This window comes from Arthrobacter sp. C152 (genome assembly GCF_054890965.1).
Genome location: NZ_JBTZSU010000008.1, coordinates 20,114 through 40,391 on the forward strand (window position 1 = coordinate 20,114; position 20,278 = coordinate 40,391).

A 20,278-nucleotide genomic window follows, 5' to 3' on the forward strand; every position below is an offset into this window, starting at 1 on the left:
GGCCGGCGGCCCGGGCAAAAGGGGGGTCAGATGGGTTCCTTGGCCAGCGCTTTGGTCCTGGCCGGTGTTTCGCGGCCCAGCCGCTCATCGAGTGTGACCCGCAGGCGGGCCGCAGCCACCTGCACACGGTGCTCGGCGGGCGTGGCCTTCTTCTTCGCCGGCTTGGCGGCCTGCTTTCGGGGAGCGTACACAAACCTGTGCTCAGGGGATGCTGCGCTCATGGTCCACCCTCCCTGGTGTTGCTTTCATCCGTCGTTCCATTCTCGCCCAAGTTCCCAGCGCCGTCCACGTTCCCACTGCCATCCACGGAGGCCTCGTGGCCGCCCGCTTCACCGTTGGCCTCAGCGTCGTCTCCGGTGTCTTCGCCTGCCACGCTCTGCCACGCAATGTCGAACAGTTCCAGTTCCTCGGTCCGGGCCAGCTCGCTGCGGGCCAGCACTTCCAGGGTGGCAAGGCCCAGTGCCTTCGTCCCTTCGTCGCCGTCCAGCGCCCGGTCCAGCGCCCACTGCGTCCGGCGCCACCATTCCGCCCTGCTGTCCGCCTCGGTCTTTTGCTCCAGGGCGGTCCTGTCAGCCGCGGTGCGCTGCTTCAGCGTGCGCCAGTTGATGTAGAAGGCCAGCAGTGCAGCAACCAGGACCGCCAAGGGGCCCAGCCCGGCCAGGATCACCCACCAGTCGGCCGGCCCCGAATGGACAATGATGTCCAGCGGGGCGGGGGAGGGCGCAGGGGTCACCCGACCAGCTTAGGCGGGGCGGCGGCTACCGGCCTGACCGGACACTCCGTAACCGGTCAGGCCGAGAGGACCACCTTCAATGCCTTGGTCTCCGCGGCGCGGCTGAAGGTGTCGTACGCGTCCATGAACTGGTCGAACCGGAAATGGTGCGTGGCGAACTTTTCCGCCGGCAGCTTGCCCTGCGCCACGAGCTTCAACAGCATGGGCGTTGTGTTGGCGTTCACCAGCCCCATGCTGATGTTGATGTTCCGGATCCACAAATCCTCCAGGTGCAGCTCCACCGGTTTGCCGTGCACCCCGACGTTGGCCACGTGGCCGCCCGGCCGCACGATGCCGGTGCACATCTGGAACGTGGCGGGAATGCCGACGGCTTCGATGGCCACATCCACGCCCTGGCCGTCGGTCCGGGACAGCACCTGGTCCTTCCAGTCCGCGTCTATGGACAGGACGACGTCGGTTGCCCCGAATCCATGGGATTGTTCCAGGCGGTTTTGGTCCACGTCGATGGCGATGACGGCAGCGGCACCGTAAAGCCCGGCGGTGGCGATTGCTGCCAGCCCCACAGGTCCGGCCCCCACCACGGCCACCGTGTCGCCCGGCTTCACCCGGCCATATTGGACGCCGATTTCGAACCCGGTGGGGAGGATGTCGGAAAGCATCACGGCCTGTTCGTCGCTGACGCCCGCAGGCAGCAGGTGCAGGGAGTTTTCGGCGTACGGGACGCGGACATATTCGGCCTGGGTGCCGTCGATGAGATGGCCGAAGACCCAGCCGATGCCGGATGCCCCCTCGTCACCGAGGCAGTGCGAGTAGAGGCCCGTCCTGCAGTTGGCACAATGCCCGCAGGACTTGATGCAGGAGATGATGACCCGGTCGCCGGGCTTCAGGGTGGTGACGGACGAACCCACGTCGGTAATGGTGCCGACGCCTTCGTGGCCCAGGATCCGCCCTTCCTGTACCGCCGGGACGTCGCCCTTGAGGATGTGCAGGTCCGTGCCGCAGATGGTGGTGGTGTCCATCCTCACAATGGCGTCACCCGGGTTGCGGATGGACGGATCCGGTACCTCGGTCCAGGCCTTCTTTCCGGGCCCGCCATAGACAACGGCTGTCATTGCGCCTCCTTGATGGTGGTTCCGCCTGTGGGTTCCGGGGCCGGCCGCAGCGGGCACCGTACCCTGGATCCAGCTTTCCCCACGCGGGAACGGCCGGCACAGGGTCCTCCGGCCCTTATCCGTCCCTGTGCCGGGAGACGAGGACCGGACCCCGGGAATGGTGCAGCACAGCGTGCGCGGTGGAGCCGATGGTTTCCCTGACTGACCCGTAACCCCGGGTGCCCACCACCAGCACCGCGGAGCCTTCCGCGGCGTCGAGTATGGCCTGCGCCACGGAACGGCCGGAGACGAGCTTTCCCTGCACTTCGACGGCAGGGGAGAGGGCGGCGGCGGCCTGCACTGCCGTCCGCAGCACGTCGCCAGCGGCAGCTTCGGTTTCCGACGCAGCACCATGCCCGGATCCTGCGTTCGTCCGGCGGACGTGGACAACACTGAGGGCTGCCCCGTTTCCGGCGGCCAGTTCGCAAGCGTCCCGCAAGGCACCAGGGGAACCTGAGCCGTCAACGGCGACGACGACGGGCCCATCCGGGTGCAGATCCCTCCGGATGACAGCTACAGGGCAGGCGGCGGTTGCGGCCAGTTCAAGGCTGACGGAGCCCACGAGGAGGCCCAGGAAACCGCCCAGGCCGCGGCTGCCGACGACCAGCATCCGTTCGCCGGCCGCTTCCTGGGCAAGGAGCTGCGACGGGAGGCCGTGCAGCAGCGTTTCCCTGATGTCCAGGGCCGGGACTTCAGCCCTGGCGCACGCAACACCTTCGGCAAGGACGGACCGGGCGGAACTTTCCAGGCCGCTGCCGGATACGCCGGGCACAGGACCAAGGTGCCGGGTCAGCAGCGGCCACAGCGAACAATGCACCACCCGGAGGGGACACCGTGCTGCCTGCGCCTGGCGGGCCGCCCAGCGGACAGCAGCCGCGGCTTCATCCGAACCGTCGTACCCGGCGATGATGACCCGTGAGTCCTTCATGTGGCGACCGCGCTCCTCGTTCGAGGGACCTTAGGCCCTGTGTCACACCCGCTGCCGGCCCCATCCTGATTCTACGTAGCGAGGAGCACACCATGTCCGCCTGGCAGGAAATCATCACCCCCGGCCGGTTTGACGGCCAGACAGTCATCGTCACGGGGGCCGCCTCCGGCATAGGGCGGGCGACGGCGGAGCGCGTCGCCCGCGAGGGCGGCCGGGTGGTTGCCAGCGACCTCAGCGGGGAGGGCCTGGAGACTCTCGTGGCGCAGAACAGCGGGCTGGACTTCGTGCCGGTCGCCGGCGACATCAGCCGGGAGGACGTGGTGCAGCAGGTGGTGGCGGCTGCCGGAGGCCGGATCGACGGGCTGGCGAACGTGGCCGGCATCATGGACAGCTTCCAGCCGGTGCACGAGCTCGACGACGACACCTGGGAACGCGTGCTGGACATCAACCTGACGTCGATGATGCGGCTGATTCGGGCAGCGGTGCCGGTGATGCTGACCGCAGGCTACGGCTCGATCGTGAACGTCTCCTCCGAGGCAGGGCTGCGCGGATCCGCCGCGGGGGCGGCCTACACCGTGTCCAAGCACGCCGTCATTGGACTCACCCGCAGCTCGGCAGTGATGTACGGGCGCCGGGGTATCCGGGTGAATGCCGTGGCCCCGGGCGGCACCAGGACGAATATCCACGCGGAGTTCAAATCCCAGCTGGCCACCGAGGTGTTGGGGCCTTTCATGCAGGTAAATGTGCCTCCCATCGCCGAGGCGGGTGAACTCGCTGCCGGAATCACGTTCCTGCTCAGCAGGGACGGAACGAACATCAACGGCGTAGTGCTCGCTTCCGACAATGGGTGGAATGCGATTTGAGGTTCCACAGCCGGGCGGCAGGCATCGCTGCCATCCTGTTCACAGTGACGGCTTTACTGTTCGGAGGCGCCGCCGCCGCGCTCGCGGTTCCGCCGGTGCAGGTGGACATCCAGGACACCGCAGGCGTACTCGACCGGAACAGGCTGGTGCCCGCCCTGGAGGGAATCGATTTCTACGAGCCCACGCGGGTTGTTGTCTATACGTACAACGGCCAGGCAACGGACAACCTCAATGAGGAGGTCCTGAGGTTCGCCAGGACCCAACACCAGGAATGGATCAGCCCGGACGGACAGAAGTGGGCGGACGGGCTGTTCATCTTTGCCCTCGACCCGATCGGCCGCCACGTCGGCACCTACATGGGTGAAGACCGCAAGGTGTCCCTTGACCAGCGAACTGACATCCAGGACGCGGCGAAGGACCTGCTGCGGGACGCCCAGTGGACTGAGGGAACCATCGCGGGGGTCCGGCGCGCCGCCGAACTCATCAACCAGCCCTGGTACCGGACCGCAGCCTTTGTTGTCACAGGCTGGGTCACCGGGGGCATCGCCGTCCTTGGCGCCGTGGCCTGGCTGGTGGTGCGCGCCGTGACCAGCGCTGCGTGCCGGAAGCAGCTGGAACGGGCGGACCGCAGCTATGCCAACGTCAGCATGGACCTGGAGGTTACGGAGCTGAACGCGGGCACCATCCCCGCCTCGTCGAAGTACGGGAGCCAGGTTCTGGAGAAGCACCGCTCCTTCCTGAGCCGCTACAACGCCGCGAGCGGCCTCGCCAACCGCGTCCATGCGCTGGGCAGGCGCTCGCTGGGCAGCCGCACGACGCTGAAACTCATACGGGAATACGCCGATGCCGCGGCCGAGCTCGATGCACTCGATGACGTCATCGCCGACAGCAACGCGTTGCTGAACCGGGCCGGTACCTGGCCCACGGCCTGGGACCGGCAGCTGGCGCCTTTTCGAAGCGACCTGGCCGGCCTGGAACAGCTGTTGACGAAACGGCATGGGCAGGGGGATTCGGCCACTGCCGCTGCGCTGCGGTCCTTCCGGGATCACAGCCTGGCCGAGATCGAGCGCTGGACGGCCGGGTTGGCGGACGGACTGCTATCACCGGAAACCGCGCTCGACCGCCTCTATGACGCCCGCTCCCGGCTGTCGGTCCTGTTGCAGGAGCATTCCGAAACGGTCATCCAGGGGTTTGCCAGGAATGACCGGGAGGCGCGACTGATGCGCGAAAAGATGGCGGGCGCGCAGGAAGGCCCTGACCACGGGAAGCAACGGAGCTATGAGCCCAGCATCCTGGGCACGGTCTACCCGTCGTACCAATTCTTCTCGGTGGCCACCTTCAGCACTGGACTCAACTCCGGCGTCGGTAGCGTCAATGCCGCGCGCGGCGGCGGGGGAAGCACTACCGGATACGGCAGCAGCGGGGGAAGCTTCTCCGGCTCAGGCAGTTCCTCGGGCTTCTAGCGTGCTCCCAGCACGGCCAGGCCGCCGTCGGCACCGGCTATGCGGCACCCCTGGAGCCGAAGATGAAGGGGCGGGCCGGCCAGGCCTCACGTGCCGGCCGCGGCGCCGGCGCCGTGGCCAGGACAAGGTTCGGGGGCGTGGCGACATCCTGGATCAGGCCCATTCCGGCACACTCCCTGACGTCCGCGATGGCAGCGGCAGCAGCCCGTTTATCGGTGAATTGTCCGGACACCGCCAGCACCTGGCCATTTGCTGCCACAAGCCGGAAGCGGATCTGCGCATCGTCATCGATAAACAGTTCGAACATACCTGCCATGAGCCCTTGTTCTCCTCAACGTCCCGCCTCCGCCGATTATGGAGGCTGCAAGCTGGTCTACATCGTGCTGGTCTGCACCGCGTCCAGCGGGCCACCACGCCAGTCCCAGCAACCGTGCGTCTTTCGGCCCTTATCCACCGTCCCAGAGGGAAGGCCTGGGGTTTAGGGACCAAAGTCCCTGATCCTTTTTCCTGCCCGCAGCTAGGAAGCCGGCCGCACCAGGCCCGGGAAGGCGGGGCGGTGACCGCCCTGCAGGTCAGGCGACGGGCCACACCACCCTGGTCTGCCAGGTGGCCGGGTCCGGCTGTTCCCGTGGATCGCTCAGGTAGTACTCCCACATCACGTCCGCGGGGGTGTGGCCGCCGGCTGCCATGCGCTGCCGGATGGAGTCATAGGTGGCGGCTAACGTGTCGTACGGGCCGGTGTGGACCGCTTCGAAGGCGTCCGTTTCGGGCAGTGCCCCGGCCTCGACGCCGCCTGTCCCGGTGAAGTCCCCGGCGATCGGAAAGCCAGCCTCGACGTCGACCGTTTCGGTCGGCATGCCACGGTACAGGGCAAAAGGAGGGCCTGCCGGGCCGGCGCCCTGGGCCTGGACGGCGGCCATGACGGTGCCGAAGGCCCGGTCGAAGAAGGCGGGGAGTGAGTCCATGCGGACCTTTTCACGCATCACGGCAACCGGCTGCCCGGCCAGGTGGATCTTTCGTGGCTCATTGCCAGGACCATTCATCCCACAAGGCTCTGCCGGATTCCGTCCCGGCAACAGGGCACTACGACCCTAAACTCCGGCCCTGAATCCCCGACCTCAGATGCCGCCCGGCCGCGTGGTGCGGGTCAGCCTGCCGCGTCGTAGGCTTCACGCATCCACTGGAAGACCTCGGCGTCCAGTTCGGAGCCGTCCCGGAGCTCCAGGTGGTGCATCCAGATTCCCGGGGAGGGCTGGACGATCTCCTTGAACCGGGGGGACGCTGTGTTCCGCGGCAGCGCCAGGGAGAGGACAAGCGGGACGGTGGACTTGACGTACATGCCGGGGCGCCAAAGGTAGGCAAAGCCGCGGCGGCGCCGGAACGCCACCTGGCTCTTGGAAACGCGGACGTCCAGCGGACCCAGCCCATGTGCCATCCGCTCCACCTCGCGGTAGATCGCGTACGCCGGGGCGGCGTCCTGGAAGAACCACTCCACAGTCCACGGCTGACTGGCGGGTTGCGGGCTTCTACGTCTGCCTCGATCGGAAATCACATCTGCCCCTGGGGTTTTCTTCAACCATGCGCCCTCCGGGACGCCCCGGACAGGGTGTTAAGTCATGTCCACGGCGGCCCGCGCAGGCGGCGGGGGCAGGCCGAAGTGCCCTACCGCGGCAACCCGCACCACCGTACATTCTGGTGTATGCGTCATGACCGCCGGCCCGGGTGCCCCGGATGAGGGAACCGGCGTCCCATCCAGGAGTGTCGCCGGGACAGGCAGTACCCGCTGATGATGGAGCGGAACCTGAGGCCCCCACCGGGAACCGTGCCCTGCGCTTCATCCGGAGGTATCCCGTCGTCGCGCTCACCGGCGTGGTGTTGCTCGCAGCGCTGGTGTTGCTGCAGGCCGGCCTGGAACCGCAGGCCAGGGTCCTGGGCTCGGCGTACGCGGCGGTGGTGCTGCTGGCACGCGTGCCGAAAATGGTCCGTGCCCTGCGGGAAGGGCGCTGGGGCATAGACCTGCTGGCACTCATGGCCGTTGCCAGCACGATCGCCGTCGGCGAATACCTTGCCGCGCTGGTGGTGATCCTGATGCTCACCGGCGGGGAGGCACTGGAAACATTCGCGCAGGGACGTGCCGCGCGCGAGTTGAAGGCACTGCTGGACAGGGCTCCCCGGTTCGCCCACCGGGAGGGCCCGGCCGCGGCCCTCGATGACATCCCGGTCGGCGACGTTGCCCCGGGGGATGTGCTGGTGGTCCGCCCCTCCGAGCTGGTACCGGTTGACGGCGAGCTCCTGTCCGCCTCGGCCAGCCTGGATGAATCATCCCTGACGGGGGAGAGCCTGCCCGTGGAGCGGTCCCGGGGCGGGCTGCTGCTCAGCGGTTCGGTGAACGGCGAAGCGGCCATCCGGATGCGGGCAACAACTACGGCGGACGAGTCCCAGTACAGCCGCATCATCGCCCTGGTGGAGGAGGCCTCCAGCAGCCGTGCGCCCGTGGTCCGCCTCGCCGACCGCTACGCGGTTCCCTTCACCTTCCTCGCCATCGCCATGGCAGGCACCGCCTGGTTCCTGGCCGGCGATCCGCTGCGCTTCGCCCAGGTGCTGGTGGTGGCCACCCCCTGCCCGCTCCTGATCGCCGCGCCCGTGGCCTTCCTTGCCGGCACCAGCCAGGCCGCCCACAAAGGGATCATCATCAAGAACACCAAGACCCTGGAGCAACTGGCGAAGGCCCGCACCGCGGTGTTCGACAAGACCGGGACACTGACCTCGGGCCGGCCCGTCCTGGACCACATCCTGGTGCCGGACGCCGGCGCCGCCGTCACTCCGGAGCGGATCCTGCAGCTCGCGGCGTCCGCCGAGCAGTATTCCTCGCATGTCCTGGCAGCCTCCGTCATCGAGGCGGCAGCGCGCGCCGGCCTGCAACTGTTGCCGGTCCAGCACGCCACCGAATCGGCAACCCAGGGCGTGGAGGCCGTGTGCGGCGGTCACCAGGTGGTGGTGGGCAAGGCCGGCCTGGTCCGCAGCGTGTCGACCGGGTTCCGGGAACCGGCGCTGCACAGCGGGCAGCTGGCGGTGCACGTGGCCGTCGACGGCGTGTACGCCGGTGCCCTGGTCATGAAGGATCCGCTGCGCCACGACGCCATCACCACGCTGGCGCGGCTGCGCGGACTTGGCGTGCGGCACACCATGCTGCTCACCGGTGATGCCCACGCCACCGCAGCCCATATCGCCGAGGAATCGGGCATCGGAAGCGTCCAGGCGGAGTGCCTCCCGGAGGACAAGGTCCAGGCGGTGGCCGCCATCCGGGACCGTCCGGTGCTGATGGTGGGGGACGGGGTGAACGATGCGCCTGTCCTGGCCGCCGCGGACGTGGGGATTGCGATGGGAGCCAAGGGCGCCACGGCCGCCAGCGAATCCGCGGACGTGGTGGTGATGCTGGACGACCTTTCCAAGGTTGCCCAGGCCGTTGCCATCGGGAAACGGACCGTGGCCGTGGCCCTGGTGAGTATCTGGACGGGAATCGGCCTGAGCATCGGATTGATGGCCGTGGCCATGACCGGCTACATCCCGGCAGTCACCGGAGCGCTGCTGCAGGAACTGGTGGACCTGGCCACAATCCTCAACGGCCTGCGGGCACTTCACGGGGCGGACCGGAAACCCTGACCGGCCGCCGCCGCATGACCTTCGGCCCTTCCCACGGCAGGCGGTGCCCGCGAGTCTGGTGACATGACTGCAGGAACAGCGTCCAGGCTGCCGGGACGGGAGGCCGACGCCGTGTGATGACCGCGGCGGGCCTGACCTCGGAACGGGCGGCCGAACTGCTGAAGCAGTCCGGCCCCAACCTGCTTCCGGCGGAAAAACCGGTCCCCCAGTGGCGGAAGCTCTGGGGCGAAATGACGCACTTCTTCGCGCTCATGCTCTGGTGCGCCGCAGGGCTGGCCTTCATCGCAAACATGCCCCAACTCGCGGTAGCGATCGTCGTCGTCGTCGTTGTCAACGGCGTCTTTGCCCATATCCAGCAGGAACGGGCCCAGCACGCGGCGGCGAAGCTCCGCGGCCTGCTGCCCGCCGACGTCGTGGTGCGCCGGGACGGGCGCATCCGCACGGTCCATGCCAGCGAACTGGTGCCCGGCGACGTGGTGCTCCTCGCCGCCGGTGACCGCGTTCCCGCGGACGTCGTCCTGCTCTCCGCGTCGGCCTGTGCTGTGGACGAATCGATGCTCACGGGCGAAAGCGAGCCGGTGGCAAAAGCTGCCGGCGACGCAGCATGGGGCGGAACCTTCCTGGTCAATGGCGAGGCCGCGGCCGCGGTGACCGGCACGGGCGCGAAGACCCGCCTGGCCGGAATCGCGGCACTGACCAGCGGCGCCGTTCCGCCACCCACCCCGCTGTCGCTGGAACTTCGCAGGATCGTCAGGGTCATTGCCGGGGTGGCCCTGGCGATCGCGGGACTCTTTTTCCTCGTGTCGCTGCTGGTCGGCTTCCAGTGGCGGGACTCGTTCCTCTTCGCCATCGGCGTAGCGGTGGCGCTGGTACCGGAAGGGCTGCTGCCCACGGTGACGCTGTCACTGGCGATGGGTGCCCAACGAATGGCCGCCCGGGACGCCCTGGTGCGCAACCTTGAGGCGGTGGAAACACTCGGATCCACCACCTTTATCTGCACGGACAAAACGGGCACCTTGACGCAGAACCGGATGAACGCCGTCGAGGTCTATACGGCGGACGGTTCCGTCCGGGTCATCGGGGAGGGCTACGCGCCCGAAGCGGAGGTGCAGGGGCGTGGGGTGCACCAGGCGGCAGCGGCCGCGGTGGCGGCCCGGGCGGCGTCGCAGGGCCGCGCCGAGCTGCGCGGCGGCCAATGGCACGCCCAGGGTGACCCGATGGAAGCGGCCATGGACGTCCTGGCACGCCGCCTCACGGGCACCGAGGCATCCCTTCCGCCCGCCAGGCGCCTGCCCTTCGATCCGGTGCGGCGCCGCGAGTCCGCGATCATCGGTCCGGAGCTCTTCTGCAAGGGAGCCCCCGAGACGGTGCTTCCGCTCTGCGAATCGGTGCCCGGGCACTTGAAGGAGCAGGTGGAGGTGATGGCATCCGGCGGGCTGCGGGTGATCGCGGTGGCACGACGGCGGCTGGCCGGCCCCCCGGGGACGTGGCAGTCAAGCCCCGCCGCGGACCTGGAGGCCGGCCTTGAGCTGCTGGGCCTGATCGGCCTGCAGGACCCGCCCCGGCCCGACGTGGGTGAGGTGATCCGGACGGCGCGCCAGGCGGGGCTGAAGATCGCCATGGTCACCGGCGACCACCCGGCGACAGCGGCCGCGATTGCCCGGCAGATTGGGCTGATGGGCGCACCGGAGCGCATCGTGGAAGGTTCGGACCTGCCCGACGACGACCAGGTGCTGGGTGCGCTCCTGGACCGGGACGGCGTGGTGGTCAGCAGGGTATCGCCGGAGCAGAAGCTTCGGGTGGCCAAAGCGCTGCAGGCCCGGGGGCACGTGGTGGCCATGACCGGCGACGGCGTCAACGACGGCCCGGCGCTGCGCGAAGCCGACATTGGCGTCGCGATGGGGCTGGGCGGAACCGACGTCGCCCGGGAAGCGGCGGACCTCGTCCTGCTCGACGACCATTTCGGCACCATCGTCTCCGCCATCGAACAGGGCAGAGCAACCTATTCGAACATCCACCGCTTCCTCACTTACCACCTCACCGACAACGTCGCGGAGCTGACCCCGTTCGTCATCTGGGCGCTTTCCGGGGGCGTGTTCCCGCTGGCCCTCGGGGTCCTGCAGATCCTGGCGCTGGACATCGGCACCGACCTGCTGCCCGCCCTGGCGTTGGGCGCCGAACCCCCGGCCAGGCACGTCCTGGCCCGTCCGCCCGAGCGGCGGCACCTCATGGACCGCCGGCTGGTCGTCAGGGTGTTCTGCATACTGGGCCCGGTGGAGGCGGCGATGGAGATGACGGTGTTTGCCGCCGTCCTTGGTGCCGGGGGCTGGACCCGCGGCGCTGCCCCGGAAGCCGGCCTGCTGATGGCCGCCTCGGGAGCCGCTTTCACCGCCGTCGTACTGGGACAGCTTGCCAACGCCTTTGCGTGCCGAAGCGCCACCGTCCCACCCTGGCGGCTGGGCTGGGGTACCAACCGGCTCCTGGCCTGGGCCGTGCTGGCCGAACTGGCGATTCTCGCCGTGTGCCTGTACGTGCCCTACCTTGCAACCCTGCTTGGCCAGGCCCCGCCGCCGCCCCTGGGCCTGCTGCTGGCCGTGCTTGCCGTTCCCGCGGTCCTGGTGGCGGACTGGACCCATAAGGCAGCGCGGGCCAGGGTGCGGCGGAGCCAGGGTGGGCGCGGGACCTAAGACTCTGCCCTGCCCGGACCGGTGGAAGCCAGAATCGAGCCATGAGCGCAGCCGCCGAAACATCGCTGGCCGGTGTCCACGTCACGTGGATTGAAGAGACCGGGATCGCCGACATTGCCTCCGTGGGCGGGAAGAATGCATCGCTGGGCGAACTGAGCCGCGCCCTGCAGTCCGCCGGAGTGCGGGTTCCGGAGGGGTTTGCCACTACCGCAAGCGCCTACCGTGCGTTCCTTGACGCGAACAACCTGGAACCGGATATCAGGACCCGCATCGAGGAATACCGGGCAGGCCATTCAACGCTGCGGCAGGCAGGGGCGGCGATCCGTGAACTGTTCCTGCAGGCCAGTTTCCCCGAAGGCACCGCCAACGGGATCCGCGAGCATTACCGGGCGCTGTGCCGCCGCGCAGGCCAGGACCAGGCGGCCGTTGCCGTCCGCAGCAGCGCCACGGCCGAGGACCTGCCGGACGCCAGCTTCGCCGGCCAGCAGGAAACCTTCCTGAACGTGGCAGGGGAGCGCGCCGTCCTGGACGCCTGCCGGCGCTGCTATGCCTCACTCTTCACCGACCGCGCCATCAGCTACCGGGAGATGAAGGGGTTCGACCACCTGGACGTTGCCCTGTCCGTCGGCGTGCAGCGCATGGTGCGCTCGGACCTGGGCGCCTCAGGCGTCATGTTCTCGATCGACACCGAGTCCGGCTTCCCCCAGGCGGTGGTCATCAGCGCCGCCTGGGGGCTCGGGGAAACCGTGGTCCAGGGAACCATCAACCCGGACAAATACCAGGTGTTCAAACCCCTGCTCGCGGACCGGCGCTTCAGCCCCATCATCGAACGCCAGCTCGGCGCCAAGGAACGCAAGATGGTCTACAGCCAGGGCGGCGACGCGCGGACCCGCACTGTTGAGACCAGCGAACGGGAACGGCGCTCGCTGGTGCTCGCGGACCAGGAGATCATCCTCCTGGCGCGCTGGGCGGCGGCGGTCGAGGCCCATTACGGCCGGCCCATGGACATGGAATGGGCAAAGGACGGACTGACCGGCGAGTTGTTCATGGTCCAGGCCAGGCCGGAGACAGTCCAGGCCCGGCGGGACAAATCCACCTTCCGTACCTACCGGCTTGCCGAACCGGGACGGGTGCTGGTCACCGGCGCCGCCATCGGCGATTCCATCGCCAGCGGCCCGGCCTGCGTCATCAGGGACGCAAAAGACATCGAGTCGTTCGTCGACGGTTCCGTGCTGGTCACCCGGATGACGGACCCGGACTGGGTCCCGGTGATGAAGCGCGCGGCGGGCATTGTCACCGACCACGGCGGCCCCACAAGCCACGCGGCGATCGTCAGCCGGGAACTCGGGGTGCCGGCCGTCGTCGGGACGCGCGACGCCACGGACGTCCTGCACGACGGCGGCCCGGTCACCTTGTCCTGCGCCGAGGGCGAGGAGGGCCGTGTCTACGAGGGGCTGCTGGACTATTCGGTGGACGAGGTGGACATGCACACCCTCCCCGCCACCCGCACGGCGGTAATGATCAACATTGCCAGCCCCGCCGCCGCCTTCAAATGGTGGCGGCTGCCGGCCGCCGGGGTGGGATTGGCCCGGATGGAGTTCATCATCAACAACCTGATCCGGATCCACCCCATGGCGCTGGTCCACCCTGAACGGGTCACCGATCCCGAAGAGGCCGCGCTGATCAGGGACCTCACCAGCGGCTACGAGGACCCGCAGGAGTACTTTGTCGACGTCCTGGCCACCGGCATCGCGAAGATCGCCGCCCCCTTCCACCCCAAGCCGGTGATTGTCCGGCTCAGCGACTTCAAGAGCAACGAGTACGGCCACCTGGTGGGCGGCAGCTACTTCGAGCGTGCGGAGGAAAACCCCATGCTCGGCTTCCGGGGCGCCTCACGCTATTACAGCGGCCACTACCGGGAAGGGTTCGCACTGGAGTGCAGGGCCCTCAAACGCGTCCGGGAGCAGATCGGCTTTTCCAACGTCATCGTCATGGTCCCGTTCTGCCGGACAGTCAAGGAAGCAGACATGGTCATCCAGGCCATGGAGGAGCAGGGACTGGTCCGGGGCGGGGAAGGGCTCCAGCTGTACATGATGTGCGAAATCCCCTCCAACGTGGTGCTGGCGGAGGACTTCGCCCGGCGCTTCGACGGGTTCTCCATCGGCTCCAACGACCTGACCCAGCTGATGCTGGGGGTGGACCGCGACTCGGAGGAACTCGCGGGCCTGTTCGACGAACGCGACCCCGCCGTCACGGCCATGATCGCCCAGGCCATCACCAAGGCACACGCCGCCGGTATCAAGATCGGCATCTGCGGGCAAGGTCCCAGCAACCACCCCGACCTCGCGGAGTTCCTCGTGGGCCAGGGCATCGATTCGGTGTCGCTGAACCCTGACACGTTCCTGAAGACGCTCCCCATCATTGCCGCCGCAGAGGCGCATAAGGAAGCACATTAAAGTGCCTGGCCCGCACGCAGGCCAGGCACCGCCGTCGGCTGCTTCTGTGTGTCAGCCCCTCGTGATGGGGATCTTCGATGAGGCAGCTACCTGCCCCTGGTCCGGCATCGGGGCCCGGACCTCCAGGACGCCGTCCTTGTAGGATGCCGAAACGTCGTCCTGCTGAACGCCAGTGGGCAGCTGGATCCGGCGCATGAAGGAGCCATACCGGAATTCGGACCGGTAGCTGTTCTTGTCCTTCTGTTCCTTCTTTTCCTGCCGTTCGGCCTTGATCGACAACACGCCGTCGGCGACTGTTACGTCGACGTCCTTCTCGGGATCTATGCCGGGCAGTTCGGCCCGCACCACCAGCGTGTTGCCCTCCACCATCTCTTCAACCCGAATGGCTGAAGACCCAGTCTCGCCCTCGAAGAGTCTTTCGATCAGATCCATGGGGGAGCGGCGGGTGTCGAACCATTTCATCAGGTCTGTCATTCTTGCCTCCTGCTCAACTGGACGCCGGGCGATCGGGTTGCCCGGCAGTTCCACCATCCCCTTCCGGGGCAGCAGGTTCCAGAGGCAAAAGTCCCAGCCTGTCGCCGGCGGCACGGCGGCCGCGCCGGGCGGCGTACCCGGCAGTCTCAATGGCCAAACACCCGGCAAGGGCAGCTGCGACCGCGACGGCAAGGAGTTCCGCGGGCGGCAGGTCGAGGCGGAAGAAGTCCTGCGCCACCGGAACGGTGAAGAGCAGGGCCAGCCCCGCGTACATCCCGGCCAGGATCAGCAGCTTGGGCAACGTGAGGGGACGCGATGCCATCACCAGGATCCATGCCGCCACGAGGCCGAGGGTCACCGCCGAGGCGGACTGCGCCTCTTCCGGACCCCGCCCACCCGACAGCTGGGCGTAGGCGCTGACGGCCAGCACGCACACGGCGGCACAGATGCCGGCCGGAACCGCGAAGGCCAGCGACCGCCGCAGGAAACCGGGTTCGTAGCGCGGCGCTGACGGCTGCAGCGCGAGGAAGAAGGCCGGCAAGCCGATGGTCAGTCCGTCCAGGGCCGACAGCTGCCGGGGCAGGAACGGGAAGGCCAGCATCAGGACACCGGCCATGATGGAGATGACCGTGGCGTAGACGGTCTTGCTGAGGAAGACCAGGGATACGCGCTCGATATTGCTGATGGCGCGGCGGCCTTCATCGACCACTGCCGGCAGCCGGTCGAAGCGCCCGTCCAGGAGGACAAGGCGGGCCACGGCCTTGGTGGCCGGAGCGGCCGAGTCCATGGCGATGCCCAGGTCGGCTTCCTTGAGCGCCAGGACGTCGTTGACGCCGTCGCCGGTCATGGCCACGGTGTGGCCCCGCCGTTTCAGTGCACGGATGAGGTCCCGCTTTTGCGACGGCGTGACCCCGCCAAAGAGGTCATGCGAGTCCACAATCCCGTCCTGGAGGAGCGGTTCGACGGGCAGGTTCCGGGCGTCGTAGGCGCCCCCTGGGCCAAAGTCCAGGCCGCGGGCCAGGGCCGACACCGTGCGCGGATCGTCCCCGGAGATGATTTTCACGGCAACCCCCTGGCGGCGGAAGTACTCCAGGGTCCGGCCCGCGTCCGCGCGGATGTTTTCCCGGAAGGTCAGCAGGACCACCGGCATAAGGTCCGGCGGAAGGCCCGTCTCGGCGGCGTCCGGCGGAAGCGGCGCCGGACGGTGTGCCAGCGCCAGCGTGCGCAGCCCGGACGAGGCAAGGCCCGCTGCCTGCTCGCGTACCCCCGAAGGGCCGGCCGACGCGCGAAGGACCGGTCCCGGGGCCCCGAGGATCCAGGTCCCGGCCGCCGGGCACTGCGCATCGAACGTCACCGAACTCCACTTCCGGGCGGAGGAAAAGGGAACGGATGACACCTCCGGGGGCGGGCTTTCGGTCGGAAAAGCCGCACCGATGGCGGCGGCCGTGCTGCCTTCAGCGGCGGCGCCGAACCATTCCACGGCCGCCCGCCACCCGTCCGACGGCGCGGTCCCCACATGATGGACGGCGTCGAACACGACGGTGCCGGAGGACAGCGTGCCTGTCTTGTCCAGGCACAGGACGTCCACCCTGGCCAGCACCTCCACGGCGGCCAGTTCCTGGATCAGGACTTTCTGGCCGGCGAGCCGCAGGCCCCCCACAGCGAACGCCACGCTGGTCAGCAGCACCAGGCCCAGGGGGATCATGGCCATGATGCCGGCGATGGTGCCTACCGCTGCGGGTACCCATCGGCCCGAGGTGACGGCGTCCGTCCAGCCGCCCTGTTCCTGGACCTGGGCGTTCGCCAGCAGCAGGGCGGTGGGCAGCAGCAACCACGAAATGACTCCAAAGACCTTGTCCAGTCCCCGGCGGATCTCCGACGTGACCAGGGAAAAGCGCCTGGCTTCGGCCGCCAGCCCGAAAGCAAAGGTGTCCGGCCCGACGCGCAGCACCCGCGCGTAGGCATTGCCTGCCAGGACCAGTGAGCCTGACAGGAGCGCGGCTCCCGGCAGTTTGGGTACCGGCTCGGACTCTCCGGTCAGCAGGGATTCGTCCACTTCCAGGGCGGCGCCGTCAAGGAGTTGAAGGTCCGCGGTCACCTGGTCCCCGGCGCTGAGCACCACCAGGTCGTCCGGCACGAGTCCTCCCGACGGGATTTCCGTCCGTTCCCCGTCGCGGACCACCCGGCTCGTCGCGGCGTGCAGGATGGCCAGCCGGTCGAGGGAACGCTTCGCGCGGTACTCCTGGATGATGCCGATCAGCGCGTTGCTGACGGCGGACAGGCCAAAGAGGGCGTCCCGCCACTGCCCAAGCACCAGGAGCAGCAGGAAGCTCCCGCCGACGATGCCGTTGAACAGGGTGAGGACGTTGGCCCGGACGATGTCCCATATGCTTCGGCTCGTAGCCTCCGGAACTGTGTTGACCTGCCCGCTGCGGGTCCTCGCCAGCACGTCAGCGGCGGAGAGTCCTTCGAATGCCTGGTGGAGGCCGTCGGCGCGGCCGGGAGGGGCTTCCGCGGTTACTCCCCGTGCTGGCTCTTGTGCATGCGGGTGATAATCGTGGGGCACGGGGGCTGGGTCAGCACGGCGTGCGCCGTCGAGCCGAGCAGGAGCCGTCCGAAGCTGCCCCGCCCCAGGCTGCCGAGGACCAGCAGCCGTGCCCCGGCGGCAGCCTGGACCAGGGCGTCCGCAGGCTCCAGGACCGTCTCCAGGACAGAGTGGACCACAAGGTCGGGATACTCCTGCCGCAGGCCCGCCAGCGTCTCGGACAGCACGAGCTGCTCCTCCTCAACCACATGGCCGGCGAAACTGGAGGAAGGCAGTCCCGCCGCGATCCAGCGGTTGGGGCCTGTGAAGGCGTAGAGGACCGTGAGTTCTTCACCGAGGAGGTCTGCCTCCGCCGCCGCAAAAGCAACCGCCTGCGTTGACTCGCGCGATCCGTCCACGCCCACGAAAACGCCGCGGCCGTCTTCCTGGCCGATGCCGATGACCGCCACCGGGCATTCGGCGGTGGCAGCCGCCTGGAGCGCCCGGTCCGTCAACGCCCCGCGGGATTGGCCGCTGGTACCCAGGACGAGCATCGAGGTTCCTTTGGAGTAGTCGCCGAGTGCGGCTCCCACGCCTCCTTCGAGCAGTTCCAGCGTGACCTGCAGGCCCGGCTCGGCGGCGCGCACCTTGTCGCCGACCTCCTTCAGCAGGTCAAGGCCCCTTTCCCGGAGCACCTCGATATAGGGCAGGGCCTCGGCCGCGATCCAGCGGTCGTCCAGCACATGGAGCACCGCCAGTGGCACTTTGAGCCGGCTGGCGCGGGCCGCTGCCCAGAACAGGGCAGCGTTTGACGCGGGGGAGTCGGTGATGCCGACGGCGATGGGCTGGCTTGGTGCCATTATGGACATCCTTGCGGGTCAGGTGGGGGTGGATGGGTTTCCGGCGGGCTGTTTGGCCCGGACTGCTTAGTCCGCTGTTGGCTCCCGGGGCGGCCACCAGTGGGTTGGTGCCGCGATAACGAACCGGCGGCCGCTGATCTCCTCCGGCGTGATCCGGAGCAGGACGTTCTTTTGGCCGGGTTGCCACGGCGAGAGCCCGGCATCCATGGCGTCCTGGACCTCCTCCGCGTCCGATACGACAGCAGCATGGCCCTTGAGGATGACGCTCCAGGCAATGGTGCCGTACTGGTTCATCCCATCCGCCTCGACCGCCACTGATGTGCGCCTGGCAAGGGAAGCCAGCTTGGTGCCATCACCCGTCCGGATCAGCAAAGTGCCGTTCGTGGGGACGTAGTTGACGGGGTAGTTCTCCACCGTGTCACCGTCCGCGAACGCGACCCTGCAGACCGAAGCGGAGCGAAGGTACCTCCAACAATCGTGGACGCCAAGGTGCTGGATGGCCGGATGTGTTGCTGCTGTGTCCATGGCCGTAGCCTAGGGCCGGGGACCGGGTGCGGCTAGGGAAGAAGGTCCCGCCGGATATCCGCCCCTGTCCACCGTCTTGAATTCGTGATGTTCGCAGGTATGTTTGTCAATGCCCGGGTCTTTTAGAATGGTCCCAGGACATGCGTTCGTGCCCGGGCAAGGCGGATCAGCGGCGGGGCCGTGCTCCGTTCCGGGCGTTTGGATCGCGCCAAGGGCCTGCAACGACGCAGGTGCTTGCCTCAGGAGGTGGAGCGTGGGCACTGAGCGGCAATGGAGTTCTTCCATGCGGGACCGGGTCGAGGACCTGCTGCGCGACCTGGCCGCGCGGGGAGACGAGCTGCTCGATACCCAGGACCGGTTCAATGGCTTGCTGGCCGCCGTCGTGGCCCTCGCCGAAGACCTCAGCCTGGAAGCCGTCCTGGACCGCCTCGTCCGCTCTGCCTGCGCGCTGCTGGGCGCAAAGTACGGTGCCCTGGGCGTCATCGGCGAGGACCGGAGGCTGAGCCACTTCATTACGGTGGGAATTGATGAGGAGGGCATCCGCTCCATCGGTGACCTGCCCACCGGACACGGCGTCCTGGGCCTGTTGATCCGGGAACCGAAGCCATTGCGGCTCCATGACCTTGGCCACCATCCCATTGCCTCGGGCTTTCCCCGCAACCATCCGTCCATGAAGACGTTCCTGGGCGTCCCGGTGCGTGTCCGCGATGAGGTGTTCGGGAACCTGTACCTGACCGAGAAGTTCGGCGGCAAGGACTTCACCCCGGAGGACGAGGACCTGGCGGTAGCCTTGGCAGCCGCGGCGGGCGTCGCGATCCAGAACGCCCGGCTCTTCGAAGACATCGGCCGGCGGCAAAAATGGCTCGAGGCCGGCATGGAACTGAGCAGCCGGCTCATTATGGCCTCCCACCCCGGTGACGCCGACAACCTGGACCTCGTCGCCGAAACGGCGCTGAAAGTCGCGGATTCCGCCCTTGCCGTGATCGCCGTCCCCGCCGGCGGGGGAGTGCTCCGGTGCCAGTCGTCCCTTGGGGTGCAGGGCCTGCAGGCAGGGCAGGAGGTCACGGTCGCCGCCACCGTGTCCGCTGTGATCGACGCCGGCGAAGCGTTGGTGGTCCGCGATCCGGCGCAGGTGTTCGACGGCGAGGTGGCCAAGAAGCTCGGTTCGGTCCTGGTATTTCCGCTGGGGCACGGCAACAGCGGGAACGGTGTGCTGTTGGTGGCCCGGGCGCAGGGGTCCCCGGTGTTCAACCAGTCCGATGTGGAGTCCGGGTCCATGTTCGGGAGCCGGATAGGGCTGGCACTGGACCTGGCCCGCGTCAATGCGCTGCGCGAACAGAATCTCCTTTCCACCGACCGCGAGCGGATCGCCCGGGACCTGCATGACCTGGTCATCCAGCGGCTGTTTGCGGCCGGCCTGAGCATCCAGACCCTGCGCCGCTACACGCCGGACCCCGTGGCCCACGAGCGCATCGCCGCGGTCACCAGGGAACTGGACGACACCATCCGCAAGCTGCGGGACACCATTTACTCGCTCCGGACCGGGGAAGAGGAGCGGGAACCGTTGACCGGCCGGATCCTGCGGGTGGTCCGGGAAAACTCGCGCAGCTATGCGGTCACGCCGAAGGTTGCCCTGGACGGGCCGGTGGACTCGGTCCCCGAAGAGGTGGCCGTCCATGTGCTCTCTGTCGTGTCGGAGGCGTTGAGCAACGCTCTGCGCCATTCCGGCGCGGACGAGATCCAGGTTGCCGTCACCGTGGGGCGTGACGGGGTGGAGCTGCTCGTCAGCGACAACGGGCACGGCTTCGCGGAGCCTGCCGAGGTCAGCGGCCTGGCGAACATGCGCTACCGGGCCACGCTGCTGGGCGGCAGCTGCGTCATCGAAAGTTCACCCGGAGAAGGGACAGCAGTGAAGTGGTCCGCGCGGCTCGCCTGAACCCGCCCGCGCTGA

17 protein-coding genes are annotated in these 20,278 nt (G+C 68.3%); 6 read left to right on the forward strand and 11 right to left on the reverse strand.

The features are described from left to right. Positions 1–26: 26 nt before the first annotated feature. The 4 genes from ACYSM9_RS07915 to ACYSM9_RS07930 form a co-directional block, all read right to left on the reverse strand. Complete coding sequence (locus ACYSM9_RS07915) at positions 27–221, reverse strand: hypothetical protein (RefSeq protein ID WP_461856433.1); 195 nt, start codon at positions 219–221, stop codon at positions 27–29. Beyond that, the gene (locus ACYSM9_RS07920) at positions 218–733 is read right to left on the reverse strand and encodes a hypothetical protein (protein ID WP_461856434.1); all 516 of its coding nucleotides are present in this window, start codon (positions 731–733) and stop codon (positions 218–220) included. The genes ACYSM9_RS07915 and ACYSM9_RS07920 overlap by 4 nt, the downstream gene beginning before the upstream one ends. A gap of 56 nt (positions 734–789) precedes the next feature. Continuing rightward, the gene (locus ACYSM9_RS07925; RefSeq protein ID WP_461856435.1) at positions 790–1,845 is read right to left on the reverse strand and encodes a zinc-dependent alcohol dehydrogenase family protein; all 1,056 of its coding nucleotides are present in this window, start codon (positions 1,843–1,845) and stop codon (positions 790–792) included. 115 nt (positions 1,846–1,960) lie between these two features. Next, a complete protein-coding gene (locus ACYSM9_RS07930; RefSeq protein WP_461856436.1) occupies positions 1,961–2,812 on the reverse strand; it encodes a universal stress protein in 852 nt (283 codons plus the stop codon). Positions 2,813–2,904: 92 nt separating this feature from the next. Between ACYSM9_RS07930 and ACYSM9_RS07935 the strand changes: the two genes are divergently transcribed. Together ACYSM9_RS07935 and ACYSM9_RS07940 are read left to right on the forward strand one after the other, a co-directional pair. Beyond that, a complete protein-coding gene (locus tag ACYSM9_RS07935) occupies positions 2,905–3,675 on the forward strand; it encodes an SDR family NAD(P)-dependent oxidoreductase (RefSeq protein WP_461856437.1) in 771 nt (256 codons plus the stop codon). Beyond that, positions 3,672–5,138, forward strand: coding sequence for a DUF5129 domain-containing protein (locus ACYSM9_RS07940; protein WP_461856438.1), 1,467 nt, complete (start codon positions 3,672–3,674; stop codon positions 5,136–5,138). The genes ACYSM9_RS07935 and ACYSM9_RS07940 overlap by 4 nt, the downstream gene beginning before the upstream one ends. A 37-nt stretch (positions 5,139–5,175) precedes the next feature. Here ACYSM9_RS07940 and ACYSM9_RS07945 read toward each other — a convergent pair whose 3' ends face one another. The 3 genes from ACYSM9_RS07945 to ACYSM9_RS07955 all read right to left on the reverse strand — a co-directional run bounded on the left by ACYSM9_RS07945 (position 5,176) and on the right by ACYSM9_RS07955 (position 6,633). Then, positions 5,176–5,454: a YegP family protein gene (locus ACYSM9_RS07945; RefSeq protein WP_461856439.1), complete on the reverse strand. Its 279-nt coding sequence runs from the start codon at positions 5,452–5,454 to the stop codon at positions 5,176–5,178. Positions 5,455–5,710: 256 nt separating this feature from the next. Next, positions 5,711–6,181, reverse strand: a complete 471-nt coding sequence (locus ACYSM9_RS07950; protein ID WP_461856440.1) for a GyrI-like domain-containing protein — start codon at positions 6,179–6,181, stop codon at positions 5,711–5,713. Positions 6,182–6,285: 104 nt separating this feature from the next. After that, positions 6,286–6,633 carry a DUF5655 domain-containing protein gene (locus ACYSM9_RS07955; RefSeq protein ID WP_461856441.1) on the reverse strand — a complete coding sequence of 116 codons (348 nt, stop codon included), beginning with the start codon at positions 6,631–6,633 and terminating at the stop codon, positions 6,286–6,288. A gap of 236 nt (positions 6,634–6,869) precedes the next feature. Between ACYSM9_RS07955 and ACYSM9_RS07960 the strand changes: the two genes are divergently transcribed. From ACYSM9_RS07960 to ppsA, 3 genes are all read left to right on the forward strand, one after another. Continuing rightward, positions 6,870–8,801, forward strand: coding sequence for a heavy metal translocating P-type ATPase (locus tag ACYSM9_RS07960; protein WP_461856442.1), 1,932 nt, complete (start codon positions 6,870–6,872; stop codon positions 8,799–8,801). Between the two features lie 116 nt (positions 8,802–8,917). Beyond that, positions 8,918–11,488 (forward strand): cation-translocating P-type ATPase, encoded by a 2,571-nt coding sequence (locus tag ACYSM9_RS07965; RefSeq protein WP_461856568.1) that lies wholly within the window; start codon positions 8,918–8,920, stop codon positions 11,486–11,488. A gap of 41 nt (positions 11,489–11,529) precedes the next feature. Beyond that, on the forward strand, positions 11,530–13,944 hold the full coding sequence (gene ppsA, locus ACYSM9_RS07970; protein WP_461856443.1) for a phosphoenolpyruvate synthase: 2,415 nt from the start codon (positions 11,530–11,532) through the stop codon (positions 13,942–13,944). 51 nt (positions 13,945–13,995) lie between these two features. On the opposite strand, the gene ACYSM9_RS07975 is transcribed toward ppsA, so the two are convergent. From ACYSM9_RS07975 to ACYSM9_RS07990, 4 genes are all read right to left on the reverse strand, one after another. Beyond that, complete coding sequence (locus ACYSM9_RS07975) at positions 13,996–14,418, reverse strand: Hsp20/alpha crystallin family protein (protein ID WP_461856444.1); 423 nt, start codon at positions 14,416–14,418, stop codon at positions 13,996–13,998. Between the two features lie 13 nt (positions 14,419–14,431). Further along, positions 14,432–16,984 carry an HAD-IC family P-type ATPase gene (locus ACYSM9_RS07980; RefSeq protein WP_461856445.1) on the reverse strand — a complete coding sequence of 851 codons (2,553 nt, stop codon included), beginning with the start codon at positions 16,982–16,984 and terminating at the stop codon, positions 14,432–14,434. Beyond that, positions 16,936–17,802: a universal stress protein gene (locus ACYSM9_RS07985; protein ID WP_461856446.1), complete on the reverse strand. Its 867-nt coding sequence runs from the start codon at positions 17,800–17,802 to the stop codon at positions 16,936–16,938. The genes ACYSM9_RS07980 and ACYSM9_RS07985 overlap by 49 nt, the downstream gene beginning before the upstream one ends. Before the next feature lie 66 nt (positions 17,803–17,868). Continuing rightward, positions 17,869–18,327 carry a pyridoxamine 5'-phosphate oxidase family protein gene (locus ACYSM9_RS07990; RefSeq protein ID WP_461856447.1) on the reverse strand — a complete coding sequence of 153 codons (459 nt, stop codon included), beginning with the start codon at positions 18,325–18,327 and terminating at the stop codon, positions 17,869–17,871. 283 nt (positions 18,328–18,610) lie between these two features. Between ACYSM9_RS07990 and ACYSM9_RS07995 the strand changes: the two genes are divergently transcribed. Further along, the gene (locus tag ACYSM9_RS07995) at positions 18,611–20,263 is read left to right on the forward strand and encodes a sensor histidine kinase (RefSeq protein ID WP_461856448.1); all 1,653 of its coding nucleotides are present in this window, start codon (positions 18,611–18,613) and stop codon (positions 20,261–20,263) included. The last annotated feature ends 15 nt before the right edge of the window (positions 20,264–20,278 follow it).